Origin of the sequence: Bradyrhizobium sp. BTAi1 (genome assembly GCF_000015165.1) — a bacterium.
Classification (GTDB): Bacteria; Pseudomonadota; Alphaproteobacteria; order Rhizobiales; family Xanthobacteraceae; genus Bradyrhizobium; species Bradyrhizobium denitrificans.
In genome coordinates this window covers 3,760,120-3,775,984 of record NC_009485.1, presented here as the reverse complement: position 1 = coordinate 3,775,984, position 15,865 = coordinate 3,760,120, and the positions used below count along the sequence as shown (strand labels likewise).

At 65.9% G+C, this 15,865-nt stretch carries 13 protein-coding genes; 1 reads left to right on the top strand and 12 read right to left on the bottom strand.

What is annotated here, in order from left to right; all coding sequences use genetic code 11:
* Positions 1–29 precede the first annotated feature (29 nt).
* From BBTA_RS16885 to BBTA_RS16835, 12 genes are all read right to left on the bottom strand, one after another.
* Positions 30–503: an SgcJ/EcaC family oxidoreductase gene (locus tag BBTA_RS16885; RefSeq protein ID WP_041750703.1), complete on the bottom strand. Its 474-nt coding sequence runs from the start codon at positions 501–503 to the stop codon at positions 30–32.
* 328 nt (positions 504–831) lie between these two features.
* Entirely contained in the window at positions 832–2,124 is a 1,293-nt protein-coding gene (locus tag BBTA_RS16880; RefSeq protein WP_012043704.1) for a hypothetical protein, read from the bottom strand.
* Positions 2,125–2,488: 364 nt separating this feature from the next.
* A complete protein-coding gene (locus BBTA_RS16875; protein WP_012043703.1) occupies positions 2,489–4,465 on the bottom strand; it encodes a glycosyltransferase in 1,977 nt (658 codons plus the stop codon).
* Positions 4,465–5,679: a hypothetical protein gene (locus BBTA_RS16870; protein ID WP_012043702.1), complete on the bottom strand. Its 1,215-nt coding sequence runs from the start codon at positions 5,677–5,679 to the stop codon at positions 4,465–4,467. The genes BBTA_RS16875 and BBTA_RS16870 overlap by 1 nt, the downstream gene beginning before the upstream one ends.
* Positions 5,676–7,145, bottom strand: a complete 1,470-nt coding sequence (locus BBTA_RS16865) for an HlyD family secretion protein (protein ID WP_012043701.1) — start codon at positions 7,143–7,145, stop codon at positions 5,676–5,678. Before BBTA_RS16865 ends, BBTA_RS16870 begins: the two co-directional genes overlap by 4 nt.
* 196 nt (positions 7,146–7,341) lie before the next feature.
* Complete coding sequence (locus tag BBTA_RS16860) at positions 7,342–8,841, bottom strand: tripartite tricarboxylate transporter permease (RefSeq protein WP_041750702.1); 1,500 nt, start codon at positions 8,839–8,841, stop codon at positions 7,342–7,344.
* Positions 8,841–9,332: a tripartite tricarboxylate transporter TctB family protein gene (locus tag BBTA_RS16855; protein ID WP_012043699.1), complete on the bottom strand. Its 492-nt coding sequence runs from the start codon at positions 9,330–9,332 to the stop codon at positions 8,841–8,843. The genes BBTA_RS16860 and BBTA_RS16855 overlap by 1 nt, the downstream gene beginning before the upstream one ends.
* Positions 9,329–10,297, bottom strand: coding sequence for a tripartite tricarboxylate transporter substrate binding protein (locus BBTA_RS16850; protein ID WP_041750701.1), 969 nt, complete (start codon positions 10,295–10,297; stop codon positions 9,329–9,331). Before BBTA_RS16850 ends, BBTA_RS16855 begins: the two co-directional genes overlap by 4 nt.
* A 231-nt stretch (positions 10,298–10,528) precedes the next feature.
* Positions 10,529–10,888, bottom strand: a complete 360-nt coding sequence (locus BBTA_RS16845; protein ID WP_041750700.1) for a hypothetical protein — start codon at positions 10,886–10,888, stop codon at positions 10,529–10,531.
* 82 nt (positions 10,889–10,970) lie between these two features.
* Positions 10,971–11,246: a DUF3551 domain-containing protein gene (locus BBTA_RS38955; protein WP_083780670.1), complete on the bottom strand. Its 276-nt coding sequence runs from the start codon at positions 11,244–11,246 to the stop codon at positions 10,971–10,973.
* Positions 11,247–11,348: 102 nt separating this feature from the next.
* Positions 11,349–12,044 (bottom strand): RlmE family RNA methyltransferase, encoded by a 696-nt coding sequence (locus tag BBTA_RS16840; protein WP_012043695.1) that lies wholly within the window; start codon positions 12,042–12,044, stop codon positions 11,349–11,351.
* A 109-nt stretch (positions 12,045–12,153) separates the two neighbouring features.
* Positions 12,154–13,227 (bottom strand): Ppx/GppA phosphatase family protein, encoded by a 1,074-nt coding sequence (locus BBTA_RS16835; protein WP_012043694.1) that lies wholly within the window; start codon positions 13,225–13,227, stop codon positions 12,154–12,156.
* A 201-nt stretch (positions 13,228–13,428) separates the two neighbouring features.
* Between BBTA_RS16835 and BBTA_RS16830 the strand changes: the two genes are divergently transcribed.
* A complete protein-coding gene (locus BBTA_RS16830) occupies positions 13,429–15,804 on the top strand; it encodes a xanthine dehydrogenase family protein molybdopterin-binding subunit (protein WP_012043693.1) in 2,376 nt (791 codons plus the stop codon).
* The last annotated feature ends 61 nt before the right edge of the window (positions 15,805–15,865 follow it).

Sequence of the window (15,865 nt, the reverse complement as noted above, 5' to 3'; positions counted from 1 at the left end):
TGAAGCGGGTCCAGCCACGGAGACGCCGACTATTTCTCCGGCATCATCGATGAGTGCAGATGGTCGATCTTCCAGGCGCCGTCCTCGTAGCGATAGATGAACGAGTAGCGTGCCTTGACGTCCGACTTGGCGCCCGTTGCAGGATCGGTCAACGTCACCGTCCAGGTGCCGAGACGCGTCGCCGTGTTGCAGTCCAGCTCGACCGTCGATGTATCGATGCGGCCGACCGGGCTGCTCTTGAGGAATTTGACGAAGTAGTCCTTGACCTCCTCCGGTGTGGTGCGCGGCGTGTTCGACACGGTCGCGAGCAGTACCGGCTTCTTGGTGAAAAGTGCAGTCACCTTCTCCGGATCCTTGGTCGCCCAGGCATCGTTGAAGCTTGTGAACAAGCCTTCGATTTGAGTTTCGGATGTCGTGGGACATTCCATGCTCTTGGCCTGGACGGCGCTCGCGGACACCAAAACGAGAAGAGCGGATACGGTGGACTTAACGATGGTAGACACGTCTGTCGTTCTCCTGCTGGACAGTGATCAGCACGTAAGAACACGCGGTCGATCAGCAAGAGGCTGCGACACTTTAACGAACATGTCTGACAACGAAATCCGACTTCACACTCATTAGTTGTTAGGATCAGCCCCATTTTCTCGCGGCACGCGTAGATTACGATTTCATGACAACGATCAACCTTGTACACCTGCCGCCGCTTCCAATCCTCCTCTTGTCTGCAAGACTCTGCGCAACCCGCGAGCGCAGAACGCCTCACATGCAAGGCGACCTTTCAGGATCTGAACTGCATCCTTGGCATACAATAGGCCAACCGCGCACCGAGCGTCATCGCGCATCGAACTGGCCCGTCACCGTCAGCCGCGGGCCATGCGTGAAGCGGTTCGGCGTGAACGTCGTATCCTGCGTGTTGATCAAGGCATCGACCCGGTAGCTTCCGCCGAGCTTGACGTTCTCGTTGATCCAATATGACAGGCCGAACTGCAGATCGGCATTGAACAGCGCGGTGTTGCGCTCCGTGGAGACGGTGAAGCTGGTGCCGGGTTGCGCCAGTACCGGCACGCTGGCGGACGACTGGGACCTGCTGTTGACGACGTTGCGCTGAACGCCGAACAGCACGGCAACGTCGCTGAGATAGTCCAGCGACCAGCGGCCGGCGAACGGGATCGAGCCTTCCACGCCGACACGCGGGCCGGCGCCGAGAAAGCTGTTGCGATTCGCGCCGTCGTTCGCCTGTGCGGCATCGACGTTGGTGAAGACCACGTTGCCGACATCGACGATGCTCGCATTCTGTCGCAGCAGATCGGAGTTGGTCGCACGGGTTTCAAAGTCGAGCAGCCGCAGTCCACCCTTGACCTGAAGCGCCCCCGGCCCGGTTCCGAACACGTCGCGCCCGATGGCGATATCGGCCAGCCAGCGCGATTCCTGATAGGTCGCATCGAACGTATCAGAGGCCGTGATGACGCGGCCCCGTCCAAGATCAAGCCGTCCGGACGACAGGATTTGCGCGCTGGCCTGGCCGCTCTGACCATAGCGGAGCTGGCCGCTGACGTGCCATGGCGAGCCAGCGATCAGATAGTCGAAGCCGGTGGCGGCCTCCCAACCGACCTTGGGCGTCAGATCGAGCGGCGGGGACACGGTCGTGTTGGGAAATGCAGCGAGCGCCGTGCCCGCATCCTGGAAGAACCGGTCGCCGCCGCTCCAGATGGCGCCGCCTTCCCCCCAGATCTTCAGCACGCCGCTGGCCGGACGAGCCGGTGCCTTGTAGGCGCCGGGACCATCTGCCGATGCATAGCTCTGATAGGGATCTCTGGCTTCCAGTCCCGGGCGCAGAGAAGCTGGCGCCGCGCTTCGGTCTGCGGCCAGCCGTCCTGAGCCGGCTGCACCATTCGAGGAGGCCGAGCGCATCGGCTCGGAGTTCTCAGCCGAGCGCAGCCGGCCGTTCTCCTCACGCAGCCGCTTGTTCTCGCGCAGCGCGGCGTTCTCCATCCGCATCGCTGCATTCTCCCGCTCCAGCCTTGCCAGTCGGGCATTCAGATCCTCGACCTCCGCAGCCGAGGCGCTTGCGGATGCAAGCACGAGGCTGAGGATCGAGACGTTACGACGAAGCGCGGTGCTCATGGCCATTCCTATCTGCAATCGGAAAACAGCGAGGTTGCTGCTTGCCAAAATGCGGAAGCCGCACGCCTCCGCCAAATGATGGAGACCGGCCAAGATTGGGCGAGCGTGACCTGGAGGCCACATCAGCGGAGCGGCACGGGTTTGCGACCGAGCGATGGAACGCTTCGCCGCGAGGTTTCGTTCTGATCGGATGACCGAAGAGCTCGCACCGCGTCATGCCCCGAGCCCGGGGCTCACTCCCGCCCTCGGACGCAACATTCAGGCGCTGGTCGACCGCCGCAAGCGCGAGGAGACGACAGCAACAACGCAGCAAAAGTCGCCGCCTCGATCACGCGCTTCACGGGATCGAAGATCTTCAGGTGCATCACCGCCCGGCGAAGCCGCGTCGCGCCAGCCCGGCCAGTGCACCACGCAGGCGCGCGCGGCCGGTGATGACGCCGCAGGAGGAACTGAACAGGCGAAGCACCAACTGCCGCCGCTGCGCTTCGGACGGCTGGAGACGGAGATGCATCGTCGTCTTGGAGACGGCGCTCACCGACGCCTCGATCCATCCGAGACCATCGAGATGCAGCGGCAATCGGCTTCCGGGCGTGGTCAGGCGCTGATGGCGCAGGCCGGCGACCCGTGCCGACGACAGCGACAAGGCCTCGATGCGGCACGGCACGACTTCATTGTCCTTCGCGAGCCAGCCGGCTTCACCGCTTGGGAATAGATCCTCGCCCCGCGGCAACTCGAAGCAGACCAGGAATGCGATGAAGGCGATCAGCATGGCAATGCCAGCCCACATCAGGTTGAAATAGTCGATCGACGAGATCTCGCTGGCGGCTGTCGGCGATATGAAAGCCCAGACGATGCTGGCCGCCGAGCTTGCGGCGATGAGCCCGAAGAGTGTCGCCAGCTTGGCGTGGACCCGCGGCCGGGAGCGGTCGCCACCTTTGTCAGTGACCTTGAAAGGGCGGCCGAACGGCCGGATCAGCGCGCTGAGCAAGGTGGCCGTGACGGCAAAGCAGGTCACCGCATGCGTCGCCTCCATGAACAGCGGCAAGGTGCGCGCCCGCGAAATCCAGCCCATATAGATGATCGTGCCGAGCAGTGCCGGCACGCCGTAACGCAGGAACGAGAGATAGTCTGCCGCGAAGGCCGGCAGGCCTGCGAACCAGTAGATCGGCGGCGCGATCAGCAGCAGCACCATGAACGGCTTGCACAGCCAGTTCAGCACGCCATGCAGAAAATGCCAGCGCTGGGTGAAGCTGTAGCCGCGGCTGCGCAGCGGTCCGTCGCGCAGCAGCGCGACCTGGATCGTGCCGAGGCACCAGCGCGCGCGCTGGGTGATGTATTCCGGCACGCCCTCCGCCGAGAGACCGAAGCTGAGCGGCTCGTTGAGCCAGACCGTGCGCTGACCGCGCCTCAGCAGCGTGTAGGTGAGATTGAGGTCTTCCGAGATCGCCGCATGGGGGAAGCCGCCGATCTCGGCGAGCCGCTCGCGGCGCACGACAAAGGATGTGCCGACGCAGAACGCGCAACCCCAGGCATCCTTGGCCGGCTGGAACACGTCGAAAAAGAAGCGCTGATCGTCGACCCAACTGCTGGACGAGAGCAGATTGTGCTGGATCGGATCGGGATTGTAATAGAATTGCGGCGTCTGCACGACCGCGATATCGGGCTCGGAGAGCAGCAAGCCGACGGTGCGCTGGAGGAAGTCGCGCCGCGGCGCGAAATCGGCATCGAGCACCAGGATCACCGGTGCATTGGAGAGACGCGCGGTCGCTGCCAACGCGTTGTTGAGATTGCCGGCCTTGGCGCCCTTGTTGTCGGGCCGGGTCAAATGGCGCGCGCCGACCTCATCGCAGAAGGCGCGCAGCCAGTCGCGACGGGTGTCGTCGAGCACCCAGACGGTCTTGTCGGGATAGTCGAGCGCCAGCGCCGCCAGGATCGAGCGCTCGACGATCTCCATCGGCTCATCATAGGTGCAGATGAAGACATCGACGGCCGGCTGCTCGCCCCGCGCCGCCAGCGCGCGACGCGCGGCATCGGCCTGCGCCGAGCGGTCGACGCTGCGGGTGAGGATCAGGATTGACATCAGCGTATAGGAGATCGCGATGATCTCGAGCGTGATGAAGAGACGCGGCCACAACGCCTGCAAGGTGAGATCGAAGCTCGGCAGCGTGTCGTTCCAGCGCCACAGCGTGTAGATCAGCAGGAACGTGGCCGTCGTCGCTCCCAACAGGGCGCGATCGCGCCATCGCGTCGGGTCGAGCAGCCTGGCCATCGCCAGGAGCCCGAGCAGGACTCCAAGGTCGGTGGTCAGCACCGACGCAGCATCGCTGGGAAGTGGAAACATCAGGGCACCTTCGCGCCGGTGAACGGATTCCAGCCGGTCTCGGCGAGCACCGCCCAGGCGGTGGCCCCGAGATGCGGTCGCTTGTAGTAGAAGAAATCGGGGATCGTGCTGGTCCCGCTCGGATCGATCGACAGGCCCGTGCTCACACGCGCGCTGCGCGTCGCGTTGAGGAGCCCCGATGACGTTCCATCGTTGCGCATGGCCGCCAGCAGCTGCTGGCTGGCCGCGGCGTTGCCGACCATGCGATAGGCCAGCGCGGCCTGCGCCGTGCCCTCGACCCAGACGCCGTCACGATCGCCGTTGAAGTCGAAGCCGTCGTCGACGGCGAGATGGGCTTGCGCAAAGCCGAGCGCCCTGCGCCAGTCGGGCGCATCCGGCACCGCCATCCACGGCCAGAGCTGCACATCGAGCGCGAGAAGGTTGTCGTCGGCGAGGCTGCCATCCGGTTTGGTGCCGAGCAGGAAATGATCACCGCGAAAGGTGCGATCGAGCAGCCGGTGCGCCGTCTTCGCAGCGTCCCGGTAGCGCGGCGCGGAGGTGAGTCGAAAGAGCCATGACGCGACGGCGTAGACGTCGGCATTGTGCTCGGTCGACATCCAGGTGAGGCCCACCTGCTGCGGATCATAGCCGTGAAAGCCGCCGCTGAAGCCATCGGACCCGTGGCTCGCATTGGCGATGATCCAATCCATCAGACGCTTTGCGCCGGACAGATAGGCGGCCTCGCCCGTCGCTTGATGCAGCGTCAGCAGCGCCAACGCCGCCCAGGCGACATTGCCAGTCGCGGTGCCGTCCTGCGCGGGGTCCTCGCCCCAGATGTTCTTCTGGCTATCCCACCAGCCCGGCAGCAGGGCCGCGCCGCGACCGAGGGGACCGGCGCGATAGGCATTGCGCAGACGCCCGTCATCGAAGGTGCGGTCATAGGTAGCCGCCTGCACCAGGGCGTTGCCGATCGTCCGCGCCTGATCGACACGCTCGCAGGCGACCAGCGCGATCGCGGCGAGCGCATTGTCATAGACGAACGCCGTGGTCGAGAGACCGAGCGGCAGGGCGTCCTCGTCGGCGCCCGGCTCGTAGCTGCGGATGAAGGCCGCAGCCGTGCCTTTCAGCCCGGGTTCGACCGCCTTGACGAGGCCGGGACAGAACGACAGCTCAGCGCGCGCAGGCGATGTGCCGACCAGCACCATGGACAGAATGAGCATGGCGAGCAGCCTCATTGCGCCGACACCGCGCTCGACACCGGCAACCAAGGCTCGTCGAGCTGCGACCGCTGCGCGGCCGACGGCGATCGCAGCGCCTCGTCGAGCTTGGCGACGCCGGCCCGCCGTGTCGCTTCGTCCGGCGCCGCCGGATCGAGATCGGCCAGCGAGGCCACCAGATGTCCGAGCCGCCGCCACGTCACCGACATCGACGGCACGATGCCGTTGTCGCGGGTGACGGTGACCCACTGCCCGACCGTGCAGGCCGGCGTCGCCGCGGAGGCAGGCTCCGCGGCAGGCTTTTCATCGGCGGCATCTGGCGTGATCATGACATAGAGCTCGCGGCGCTCGGTCTGCGGAAACGGCACGGCGAAGCGCTCATCGACCTTGTCGCTGGTCTTCGGCAGCACGGCGCTGACCGTGCCGCTGTGATAACCGCCGCCCTCGATGCGGACCTTGGTGCCCGGCTTCATCGATTCACCCTGGCGATAGGAGAAGATCGCCACGACGAAGCGCTTGTCGCAATCGACCACGGAGGCGATCGTATCGCCGGCGCTGACCTGGCGTCCAGTCTCGGCGCCCACCGCGAGCACCCTGCCGGACCCCGGCGAGAGCACATCGGCTGCCGCGAGCCGGGCAAGCCGCGCGCTCTCGGATTTGAGCAAGCCTTCGAGATCGTCGAGCATCGCCGATTGCTGCTTCTCCTCGATCTCCATCCGTCGTGCGTCGAGGTCGATGTCACGGCGCTTCTGGCCGAGCATGTTGAGCGCGACCAGATCCTCGCCGACATAGATGCCGGCGTTGAGCGCCTTCAGCTGGGTCAGCTTCTGATTGAGCTTGGCATTCTGCGCGTCGGTGTCGTGCAGCGCCGCCGCATATTGCTGCTCGGTCGGCTTCAGCATCTCGGCGCTGGCCGCATCGCGCGCCACCATACGGTTCTGACGTTCGACGATCGCCTTCTTCTCGCTGCTCATGGCGGCGGATTGCGCGACGCGGGCGCGCAGCTCCTCGATCTGCGACTGCAGCTGTGCCTTCAACTGGTCGGCCTGGCTGGCGATCTCCTGATCGAGGGAGGCGACGTAAGCGAGGTCCGATTGATGCTTGGCGCGGGTCGCGTCGAGCTTCTGGCGCGCGTCGCCGGCCTTTTCCTGCAGCGAGATCAGGGTGGTCCGGTCGAGCCGCGGATTGGTGATCTGGGCCAGACGATCGCTGCTGCGCACCTCGCCGCCGGATGTCGCCGTGAGCGACTCGACCTGGCCCGAGATCGGCGAGGTCAGCAGCATCACAGGCGCATCCACGACGGCGCGGTCGGATTGGTCGGCCACGATCGGCGGCACCACGGCCGTCAGCATCAGCGCCGACAAGATGCCGGCGACGCCGAAGGCGGAGGCGCGCAGGATCACGGGATGGCGCGACTGGTCTGTCCTGGGGGCGACGCGCGGCGCGGGCGATGGCTTGAAACCGTCATCGAAGCGATCGGTCATCGGGTCTCTTTCGGTTTGGGGTGACGCCCCGAAAGACGCTTCCTCGGATGATCCGGAGTTCCAGGCCCCGGTCTCGATGTTCAAGCGCAAACCAGATCACGCGCACATCGTTTCATGCCGAGGCCGATCTTCGCCCCCTCCCCGCGGTCACGTTATGTTGCAGCGCGGTCGTGGGATTCCCGCTTGCAAGCCACACTCAGTCCTCATTCGCCTTGAAGCGGCCGAGCCCCTTCAAGATGAACGGCGCAATCAGCGCAATCAGCGCGACCACGAGCAGCGTCGCCGAGATCGGCGATTGCAGCAAGGTCATGGGATCGCCGAGGCTGATCGCGAGCGCGCGGCGCAACTGGCTCTCCGCGATCGGCCCGAGGATCAGGCCGACGACGACGGGCGCAATGGGGAAATCGAAGCGCCGCATCAGGAAACCGAGCACGCCGAAACCGGCGAGCATCGACAATTCGACCACCGATGGCTTCGCGGCGATCGTGCCCATGGTCGCGAAGACGAGGATGCCGGCATAAAGCCACGGCGTCGGAATCTTCAGCAGCCGCACCCAAAGGCCCACCAGCGGCAGGTTGAGCACCAGCAGCATCGTGTTGGCGATGAACAGGCTCGCGATCAGGCCCCACACCAGATCGGGCCGCTCGGCGAACAGCAGCGGTCCCGGATTGAGGCCATATTGCTGGAAGCCCGCGAGCATCATCGCCGCCGTCGCCGAGGTCGGCAGACCCAGGGTCAGAAGCGGCACCAGCGTGCCAGCGGCCGAGGCGTTGTTCGCGGCCTCCGGACCGGCGACGCCTTCGATCGCACCCTTGCCGAACTGCTCCGGATATTTGGTCAGCCGCTTCTCGGTCGAATAGGACAGGAAGGTCGGAATCTCCGCGCCGCCGGCCGGCAACGCGCCGATCGGAAAGCCGAACGCGGTGCCGCGCAGCCACGGCTTCCAGGAGCGCTTCCAGTCCTCGCGCGTCATCCACAGCGAGCCTTTGACGGCCTCGATCTTCTCCTCCGTGTGGTGCCGGCGCGAGGCGACATAGAGCGCCTCGCCGACCGCGAACAGGCCGACGGCCAAGGTCGTCACCTCGACGCCGTCGAGCAGCTCGGGCACGCCGAAGGCGAGCCGCGCCTGCCCCGTGAGCTTGTCGATGCCGACCAGGCCGAGCGTCAGCCCGATGAACAGGCTGGTGAGCCCGCGTACGGGTGAATCGCCGAAGGTCGCGGACACCGTGACGAAGGCGACGCACATCAGCGCGAAGTAATCCTCCGGCCCGAAGCGCACGGCGATGTCGACGAGGTAAGGCGACAGGAACGCGAGCCCGATGGTGGCGATGGTGCCGGCGACGAAGGAGCCGATCGCCGACGTCGCCAGCGCCGGGCCGCCGCGGCCGGCCTTGGCCATCTTGTTGCCCTCCAGCGCGGTCGCCATCGAGGCGCTTTCGCCGGGCGTGTTGATCAGGATCGCGGTGGTCGATCCGCCATACATGCCGCCGTAATAGATGCCGGCGAACATGATCAGTGAGCCGCCGGGATCGAGCTTGTAGGTGACAGGCAAAAGCAGCGCGACAGTGAGCGCCGGCCCGATGCCTGGCAGCACGCCGACCGCGGTGCCGAGAAACACACCGATCAGCGCATAGAGCAGGTTCATGGGCTGGACGGCGATCGCCATCCCATGTGCGAGCGCGGCGAACGTGTCCATCAGAGCAGTCTTTCGAGCGGACCGGCGGGAAGGCTCAAAGTGAGCAGACGATCGAAGGCGAGATAGATCAGGGTCGTGAGCACCGCGCCGATGACGAGATCGGTGACGAAGGCGCGGCGGCCGAACGCGGCCGATGTCGTCACGAACAGCGCCGTCGTCGCCAGGATGAAGCCGCCGCCGAAGCCGATGATGGCGATCAGGAGCGCAAGGCCCGCCAGGATCAGCAGCACCGCGACCGGATCGGCGCTCTCGCGCGGCGGCAGGTTGCCTCGGACAGCGTCGATCAGATTGGCCAATGCGAGGATGCCGAGCCCGATCGCGATCACGACCGGCATGACCTGCGGGCCCATGCCATACATCGTGGTCGCCGGGATCTGGTTGGCGTCGTAGACGAGCACCAAGGCGACGGCGGCCAGCAAGCCTGCGATGACAATGCCGGCCTTGTCGATGCCTCGCGAGGGTGGCTCCGCGCCGGCGCTCTCCGTCGTCATGACTTGACGAGGCCGACCGACTTCAGCACGTCGGTGACGCGGATGTTTTCCTTTTTCAGGAACTCGGCGAAGGCATCGCCGGGCAGATAGGCGTCATCCCAGCCCTTCTGCTTCAGGATGTCCTTCCAGGCATCCGACTTCACCATCTTCTCGACCGCGTCGGCCAGCGTCTTCTTCTGCTCCGGGGTGATGCCGGGCGGTGCGACGACCGAACGCCAATTGGCGAGCACGAGATCGATGCCCTGCTCCTTGAAGGTCGGAATATCGACGCCAGGGATGCGGTTTTCCGAGGAGACGCCGATCGCGCGCAGCTTGCCGCTCTTGATCTGCCCGTCATATTCGGACAGGCCGGAGATGCCGGCCGTGACCTTGCCGCCGAGGATCGCCGCCAGCGACTCACCGCCGCCGGAGAACGGGATGTAGTTGACCTTCTTGGCATCGGCCCCGACAGTGCCGGCGAACAGCGCGGCCATCACGTGATCGACACCGCCCGCCGAGCCGCCGGCAAAGGTCACCTTGGCGATGTCGGCCTTTAGCGCCGCCGCGAGATCTTGCGCGGTCTTGATCGGCGAATTCGCCGGCACGACGATGACCTGGATCTCCTCGGTCAGGCGCGCGATCGGCGTCACCTGCTCGAGCGTCACCGGCGACTTGTTCATCGCGAGCGCGCCGACCATGACGAAGCCGTTCACCATCAGCTGGTTGCCATCGCCCTTGGCGCCGTTGACGAATTGCGCGATGCCGACCGTGCCGCCCGCGCCGGCCACGTTGGTGACCTGGACGCTGCGCGCGACGCCGGATGCGACGAAGGCTTGCTGCATCGCCCGCGCGGTCTGGTCCCAGCCGCCGCCGGGCGCCGCAGGCGCCATCACCTTCAGTTCAAGCTGCTGGGCAGAGGCCGGGGCGCCGGCCAGAACGATCAACGCGACAGCTGCGCCGCACAGGCGCGCACACAACGACTTCAAGGACCCCTCCACGGCCGGCCACGCGGCTCTCGTTTCTTGATATTGCGTTTCGATAGCAGCGATACGGCCAGGATGGCCAGCCTGCGGCGATCGCGCGCCCCATCGCCGCTTTCGAATTCTCAAGATAATGCAATAGCTTACAGCCAAAGCGGGGGCATTCAAGGCGCCGCCCTGCGACAGGATGGCGCACCCTCCCCGCCGGCATCGCAGGCGCCGGTGGCGGCTCGGAGCCTAGCCGCAGGTCCAGACCATGCCCACTGGCGTCCGGGTCCAGCATGGCCCGAAGCTGCCGCCATTGTAATGGCCGCGGTAGAAGCCGGGCTGGCCGAAATAATGCCACTCGCCGTTATAGAGAAGGTATTTCGGCGTGCCGTCGATGTACCAGTGACGGCGGTTGCCGCGCGGCCCGTTGCGCATCGCCTCCTTGTCCGCATAGAGCGGCAGGCTGTTATTGGGAGGCTGCTTGTAGCCAGGCAGGAAGCCGTAGCCCTGCCAGCGCTGCGCCTTCCGCTTGTGCGCCGGCGCGGCGAGCGCGATTGCGGGCAACAGCAGCAGGAGCGTCACGATCGAAACGATGAAACGATGCGGCATCAAGGCGGCCCGCTGGACTGGATGTTTCGGATCTTGAGCTTGATCGCGCGGCACGGCAATGGCCGTTCCGTCATGAAATGTTTCAGTGATGCCGCCGGTGCGCGCGACGCGGCGGAGGCGGCGGTGGTGCGAAGAACGGATTGAGGTCGCACATCGCCGCCCGGCCCGACGCCGTTGCGCGGCATTGCGGCAGCGACGTGTAGCTGCAGTCGATCCACTCGCCCCCCCACCGGCCGCCTTCATAGACCTTCATGCACACGGGATAGCGCGGATCGTAGGCCTGGGCGCGAGCCGGGCCTGATACGACGACCCCGACCATCAAACCGAGCGCGAGGGCGCTCCAGCTCAGGATACGCATGCAGGACCTCCGGAATTTGCGTCTCGTCGGCGCAGGCCGATTCCCGAGACCTTGATTGCATCTGCTCTGTATCGTCAGCGCGCAACGGTCGCAATGACGCCGTTACAACAGCTCGGCCGGCTCTCCGCCGCGAAAGCCCATCGCCAGCACGTAGCGCTCCGAGGAATCCTGCCGGCTGGCGGCCGGCTTGACGTGGCGGACGGTGGCGTAATCGCGCTTCAGCTGCGCCAGCAGCTCGGCATCGGCGCCGCTCTGAAAGGTCTTGGCGAGGAAGCTGCCGCCGGGCTTGAGCACCTCGCCGGCAAAATGCGCGGCGAGTTCCACCAGACCGACGATGCGCAGCTGGTCGGTCTTGCGATGGCCGGTGGTGTTGGCGGCCATGTCCGACATCACCACGTCGGCGCGGCCGCCGAGCATCGCCCGGAGCTTCTCCGGCGCATCCTGGGCATGAAAGTCCATCTGCGTGAAGGTGACGCCGGGGACCTCGCCCATTTCCAAGAGATCGATCGCGATGACCTTGCCCTTGCCCGCTTCGGCGCCGACCCGGCGCGCCGCGATCTGGCTCCAGCCGCCGGGCGCCGCGCCGAGATCGACCACGGTCATGCCGGGCTTGAGCAGGTGATATTTGTCGTCGATCTCGATCAGCTTGTAGGTCGCGCGCGAGCGATAGCCGTCGCGCTTGGCTTGCGCGACATAGGGATCGTTGAGCTGACGCTCCAGCCAGAGCTTCGAGGACAGCTTGCGCTTACCTCCGGTCTTGACCTGCACATGCATGCGGCCGGTGGTGTCTTTTGCCATGCGGGTCTCTGTGTCGTGACCTGTGCTCCGTCGACGGGATCGAAAGATCCACGAGGCGACAACAGCAGATGGGACGTCCACCCTCCCCTGGAGGGGGAGGGTGAAGAATTTACGCCGTACGGAGCGCCCCGTCCTCGCGCATCATCTCCACCAGCATGCCTTCGCGCAGGCCCCGATCGGCGACGCGCAGCCGTGGCAGCGGAAAGGATTGCCGGATGGCATCGAGAATGGCGCAGCCGGCCAGCACGAGATCGGCCCGGTCGATGCTGATGCAGTTGTTCTCGGCGCGCTCCTGGTAGCTCATCGCCAGCAGCTTGGCGATGGTCGCGGTGATGTCGGCGTCATTGATCCAGATGCCGTCGACCCGGCGACGGTCGTAGCGTGCGAGGTTGAGATGAATGCCCGCCAGCGTCGTCACCGTGCCGGAGGTGCCGAGCAGGTGCATGCCGGCGAGATCTCCGCCGTTCTCCGCCGCGAACGGACCGACATGTCCGGCCACGTCCTCGACCATGGCGGCGTAGATCTCAGGCGTCACGTCGCGCCCGCCGAAGCGCTCGGCGAGCGTGACGACCCCGAGCGGGATCGACATCCACGCCTTGATGCGTGGCTCGGCATGACGATCGGAAGGATCACGCTCGATCCGGACCAGCTCGCTGGATCCGCCGCCGATATCGAACAGGATCGCCCCGCGCCCGGACGGATCCAGCAGCGGCGCGCAGCCCTTCACGGCCAACGCCGCCTCGGTCTCGCGATCGATCACCTCGAGCTCGATGCCGGTCTCGGCCGCCACCCGGCTGCGGAACCCCTCCGCATTGGCCGCCGCGCGGCAGGCCTCCGTCGCGATCAGGCGCAGGCGCCTGGCCTTTTTCGATTGGATCTTATCCCGGCAGATGCTGAGGGCGGCGATCGCCCGATCCATCGCCGCGTCGCTGATGCAGCCGGTGGTCGAGATGCCCTCGCCCAGCCGGACGATGCGCGAGAAGGAATCGACCACGCGAAAACTGTCGCCCGAGGGACAGGCGATCAGGAGCCGGCAATTGTTGGTTCCGAGGTCCAGGGCCGCATAGACGCTGCCGCCATTGCTGGCGCAGGGCTGTGACGCGACGTCCAGACCCGGATGCAAGCCGGGCTCCAGGTTCCCGCGCGGCGTGGGATCCTCCCGCAGCCGCGTGTCATTGATCATTCAAATGTCTTTCCGCTGGCCGAACCGGCCCAGATGGAAGTTCTCTTTCGTGAGACATTATCAGTGGATAGCCCCGGCGCAACAGCCCCTCCGTCAGGCGTGATGCACCATTCCTAATCAACCGTTGTCCGGCCGCAGGGGCTGCACTATCTGGGAACAGCCCGCATTTGCGCCTCATCCAGCCTCCCGGATCGTTCATCCATGCAAGATCACACCTCGCCGGCTTCCCTCGAAAACGCGATCGCGCTGCAGAAATTCGGCGTCGGGCAGCCGGTCCGGCGCAAGGAGGACGACACGCTGGTCCGCGGTCACGGCAAATATACCGATGATTTCAACCTGCCGGGCCAGGCCTATGCCTGGATCGTCCGCTCCAGCCATGCCCATGGCATCATCAAGGGCATCGACACGACGGCCGCCAAGGGCATGCCGGGCGTGCTCGGGGTGTGGACCGGCGCTGATCTCGCCGCGGCCGCCTATGGCCCGTTCACCTGCGGCCTGCCGCTGAAGAGCCGCGACGGCTCGCCGCTGCTGCAGACCAATCGGCCGGCGCTTGCCACCGACAAGGTTCGCTTCGTCGGAGATCCCATCGCCTTCGTGGTGGCGGAGACCGCGGCCCAGGCCCGCGACGCGGCCGAGGCGGTCGGGCTCGACATCGAGCCCCTGCCCGCGGTCACCAACGCCGAGGAGGCGACCAGGCCCGGCGCGCCGCAGCTCTATGACCACATCCCGAACAACGTCGCGCTGGATTACCATTATGGCGACACTGCCAAGATCGAGGAGGCGTTCGCGAAAGCCGCGCATGTGACCAGGCTCGACATCGTCAACACCCGGGTCGCCGTGGTGTCGATGGAGCCGCGCGTGGCGCTCGCCGCGTTCGATGGCAAGACCGAGCGCTTCACCTTGCAGGTGCCGACGCAGGGCGTGTCCGGCAACAAGGCGACCTTGGCAAAGATCCTCAACGTCGCGCCGGACAAGGTCCGCATCCTCACCACCAATGTCGGCGGCTCCTTTGGGATGAAGAACGTCTCCTATCCCGAATATGTCTGCATTCTGCACGCCGCCAGAGAGCTCGGCCGCCCTGTGAAGTGGCGCGACGAGCGCACCACCGCCTTCCTGTCGGACAGCCAGGGCCGCGACCAGATCATCCATGGCGAGCTCGCGCTCGACGCCGACGGCAAGTTCCTCGCCGTGCGGCTGTCCGGCTATGGCAATCTCGGCGCCTACATCATGGGCGTGGCGCCGCTGCCGCTGTCGCTCAACACCGGCAAGAACCTCGCCAGCGTCTACAAGACGCCGCTGCTCGGCGTCGACATCAAGACCGTGCTGACCAACGTCACCCTGATGGGCGCCTATCGCGGCGCCGGCCGGCCCGAGGCGAACTATTTCATGGAACGGCTGATCGACACCGCGGCGCGCGAGATGGGCATCGACCGCCTCACCATCCGCAAGCGCAACTTCATCAAGCCGAGCCAGATGCCGTTCCCGGCGGCCTCCGGTGTCACCTATGACTCGGGTGATTTCGCCGCGGTGTTCGAGAAGGCGCTCGCTGTCTCGGACTATGCCGGATTCGCCAAGCGCAAGCGCGAGAGCCGTAAGAATGGCAAGCTGCGCGGCATCGCGGTCGGCTCCTATCTGGAAGTGACCGCGCCGCCATCCGGCGAACTCGGCAAGATCACGTTTGACGCCGATGGCGGCGTGACCCTGACCACTGGCACGCTCGATTACGGCCAGGGCCATGCCACGCCGTTCGCGCAGGTGCTGTCGGCGCAGCTCGGCGTGCCGTTCGAGAAGATCCGGCTTGAGCAGAGCGACTCCGACCTCGTGCGGTTCGGCAACGGCACCGGCGGCTCGCGTTCGATCACCGCGACCGGCCAGGCGATCGTCGAGTCGTCGCAGCTCGTCATCGCCAAGGGCAAGCAGGCGGCGGCGCATCTGCTGGAGGCCTCGGAAGCCGACATCGAGTTCGCGGGCGGCCAGTTCACCATTGCCGGCACCGACCGCAGCATCGACATCATGGAGCTGGCGCGGCGGATGCGCGAGGGCAAGATGCCCGAGGGCGTGCCGGCCTCGCTCGACGTCGACCACAATTCGACGGCGACGGAGTCGACCTTCCCCAATGGATGCCATGTCTGCGAGGTCGAGATCGACCCGGACACCGGCGTCGCCCAGATCGTCGCCTATACCGCGATCAACGATTTCGGCACCGTGATCAACCCGATGATCGTCGCGGGCCAGCTGCATGGCGGCGTCGCGCAAGGCATCGGCCAGGCGATGATGGAGCACCTGCGCTACGACGAGAGCGGCCAGCCGATCACGGGATCGCTGATGGACTACGCGCTGCCGCGCGCCTCCGACGTGCCGATGATGACGGTCGACAATCACCCGGTGCCCGCCAAGAGCAACCCGCTCGGCACCAAAGGCTGCGGCGAAGCCGGCTGCGCCGGCTCGATGGCGAGCGTCATCAACGCCGTGATCGACGCGCTGTCCGACTACGGCGTGAAGCATCTGGACATGCCGCTGACGACCGAGAAGATCTGGCGCGCGATCCAGGACGGCAAGGCGAAGTCGGCGGCGTGAGCCGCGCGTTAGTGGGGCCGATGAGTGAGTGCCCCTCTCTCTCCTCCGTCATGGCCGGGCT

Coding starts and splice junctions, on each gene's coding strand:
- BBTA_RS16880 (WP_012043704.1), bottom strand. CDS start 2,124: ATGAGCACCGCGCTTCGTCGTAACGTCTCGATCCTCAGCCTCGTGCTT.
- BBTA_RS16875 (WP_012043703.1), bottom strand. CDS start 4,465: ATGTTTCCACTTCCCAGCGATGCTGCGTCGGTGCTGACCACCGACCTT.
- BBTA_RS16870 (WP_012043702.1), bottom strand. CDS start 5,679: ATGAGGCTGCTCGCCATGCTCATTCTGTCCATGGTGCTGGTCGGCACA.
- BBTA_RS16865 (WP_012043701.1), bottom strand. CDS start 7,145: ATGACCGATCGCTTCGATGACGGTTTCAAGCCATCGCCCGCGCCGCGC.
- BBTA_RS16860 (WP_041750702.1), bottom strand. CDS start 8,841: ATGGACACGTTCGCCGCGCTCGCACATGGGATGGCGATCGCCGTCCAG.
- BBTA_RS16855 (WP_012043699.1), bottom strand. CDS start 9,332: ATGACGACGGAGAGCGCCGGCGCGGAGCCACCCTCGCGAGGCATCGAC.
- BBTA_RS16845 (WP_041750700.1), bottom strand. CDS start 10,888: ATGCCGCATCGTTTCATCGTTTCGATCGTGACGCTCCTGCTGCTGTTG.
- BBTA_RS38955 (WP_083780670.1), bottom strand. CDS start 11,246: ATGCGTATCCTGAGCTGGAGCGCCCTCGCGCTCGGTTTGATGGTCGGG.
- BBTA_RS16840 (WP_012043695.1), bottom strand. CDS start 12,044: ATGGCAAAAGACACCACCGGCCGCATGCATGTGCAGGTCAAGACCGGA.
- BBTA_RS16835 (WP_012043694.1), bottom strand. CDS start 13,227: ATGATCAATGACACGCGGCTGCGGGAGGATCCCACGCCGCGCGGGAAC.
- BBTA_RS16830 (WP_012043693.1), top strand. CDS start 13,429: ATGCAAGATCACACCTCGCCGGCTTCCCTCGAAAACGCGATCGCGCTG.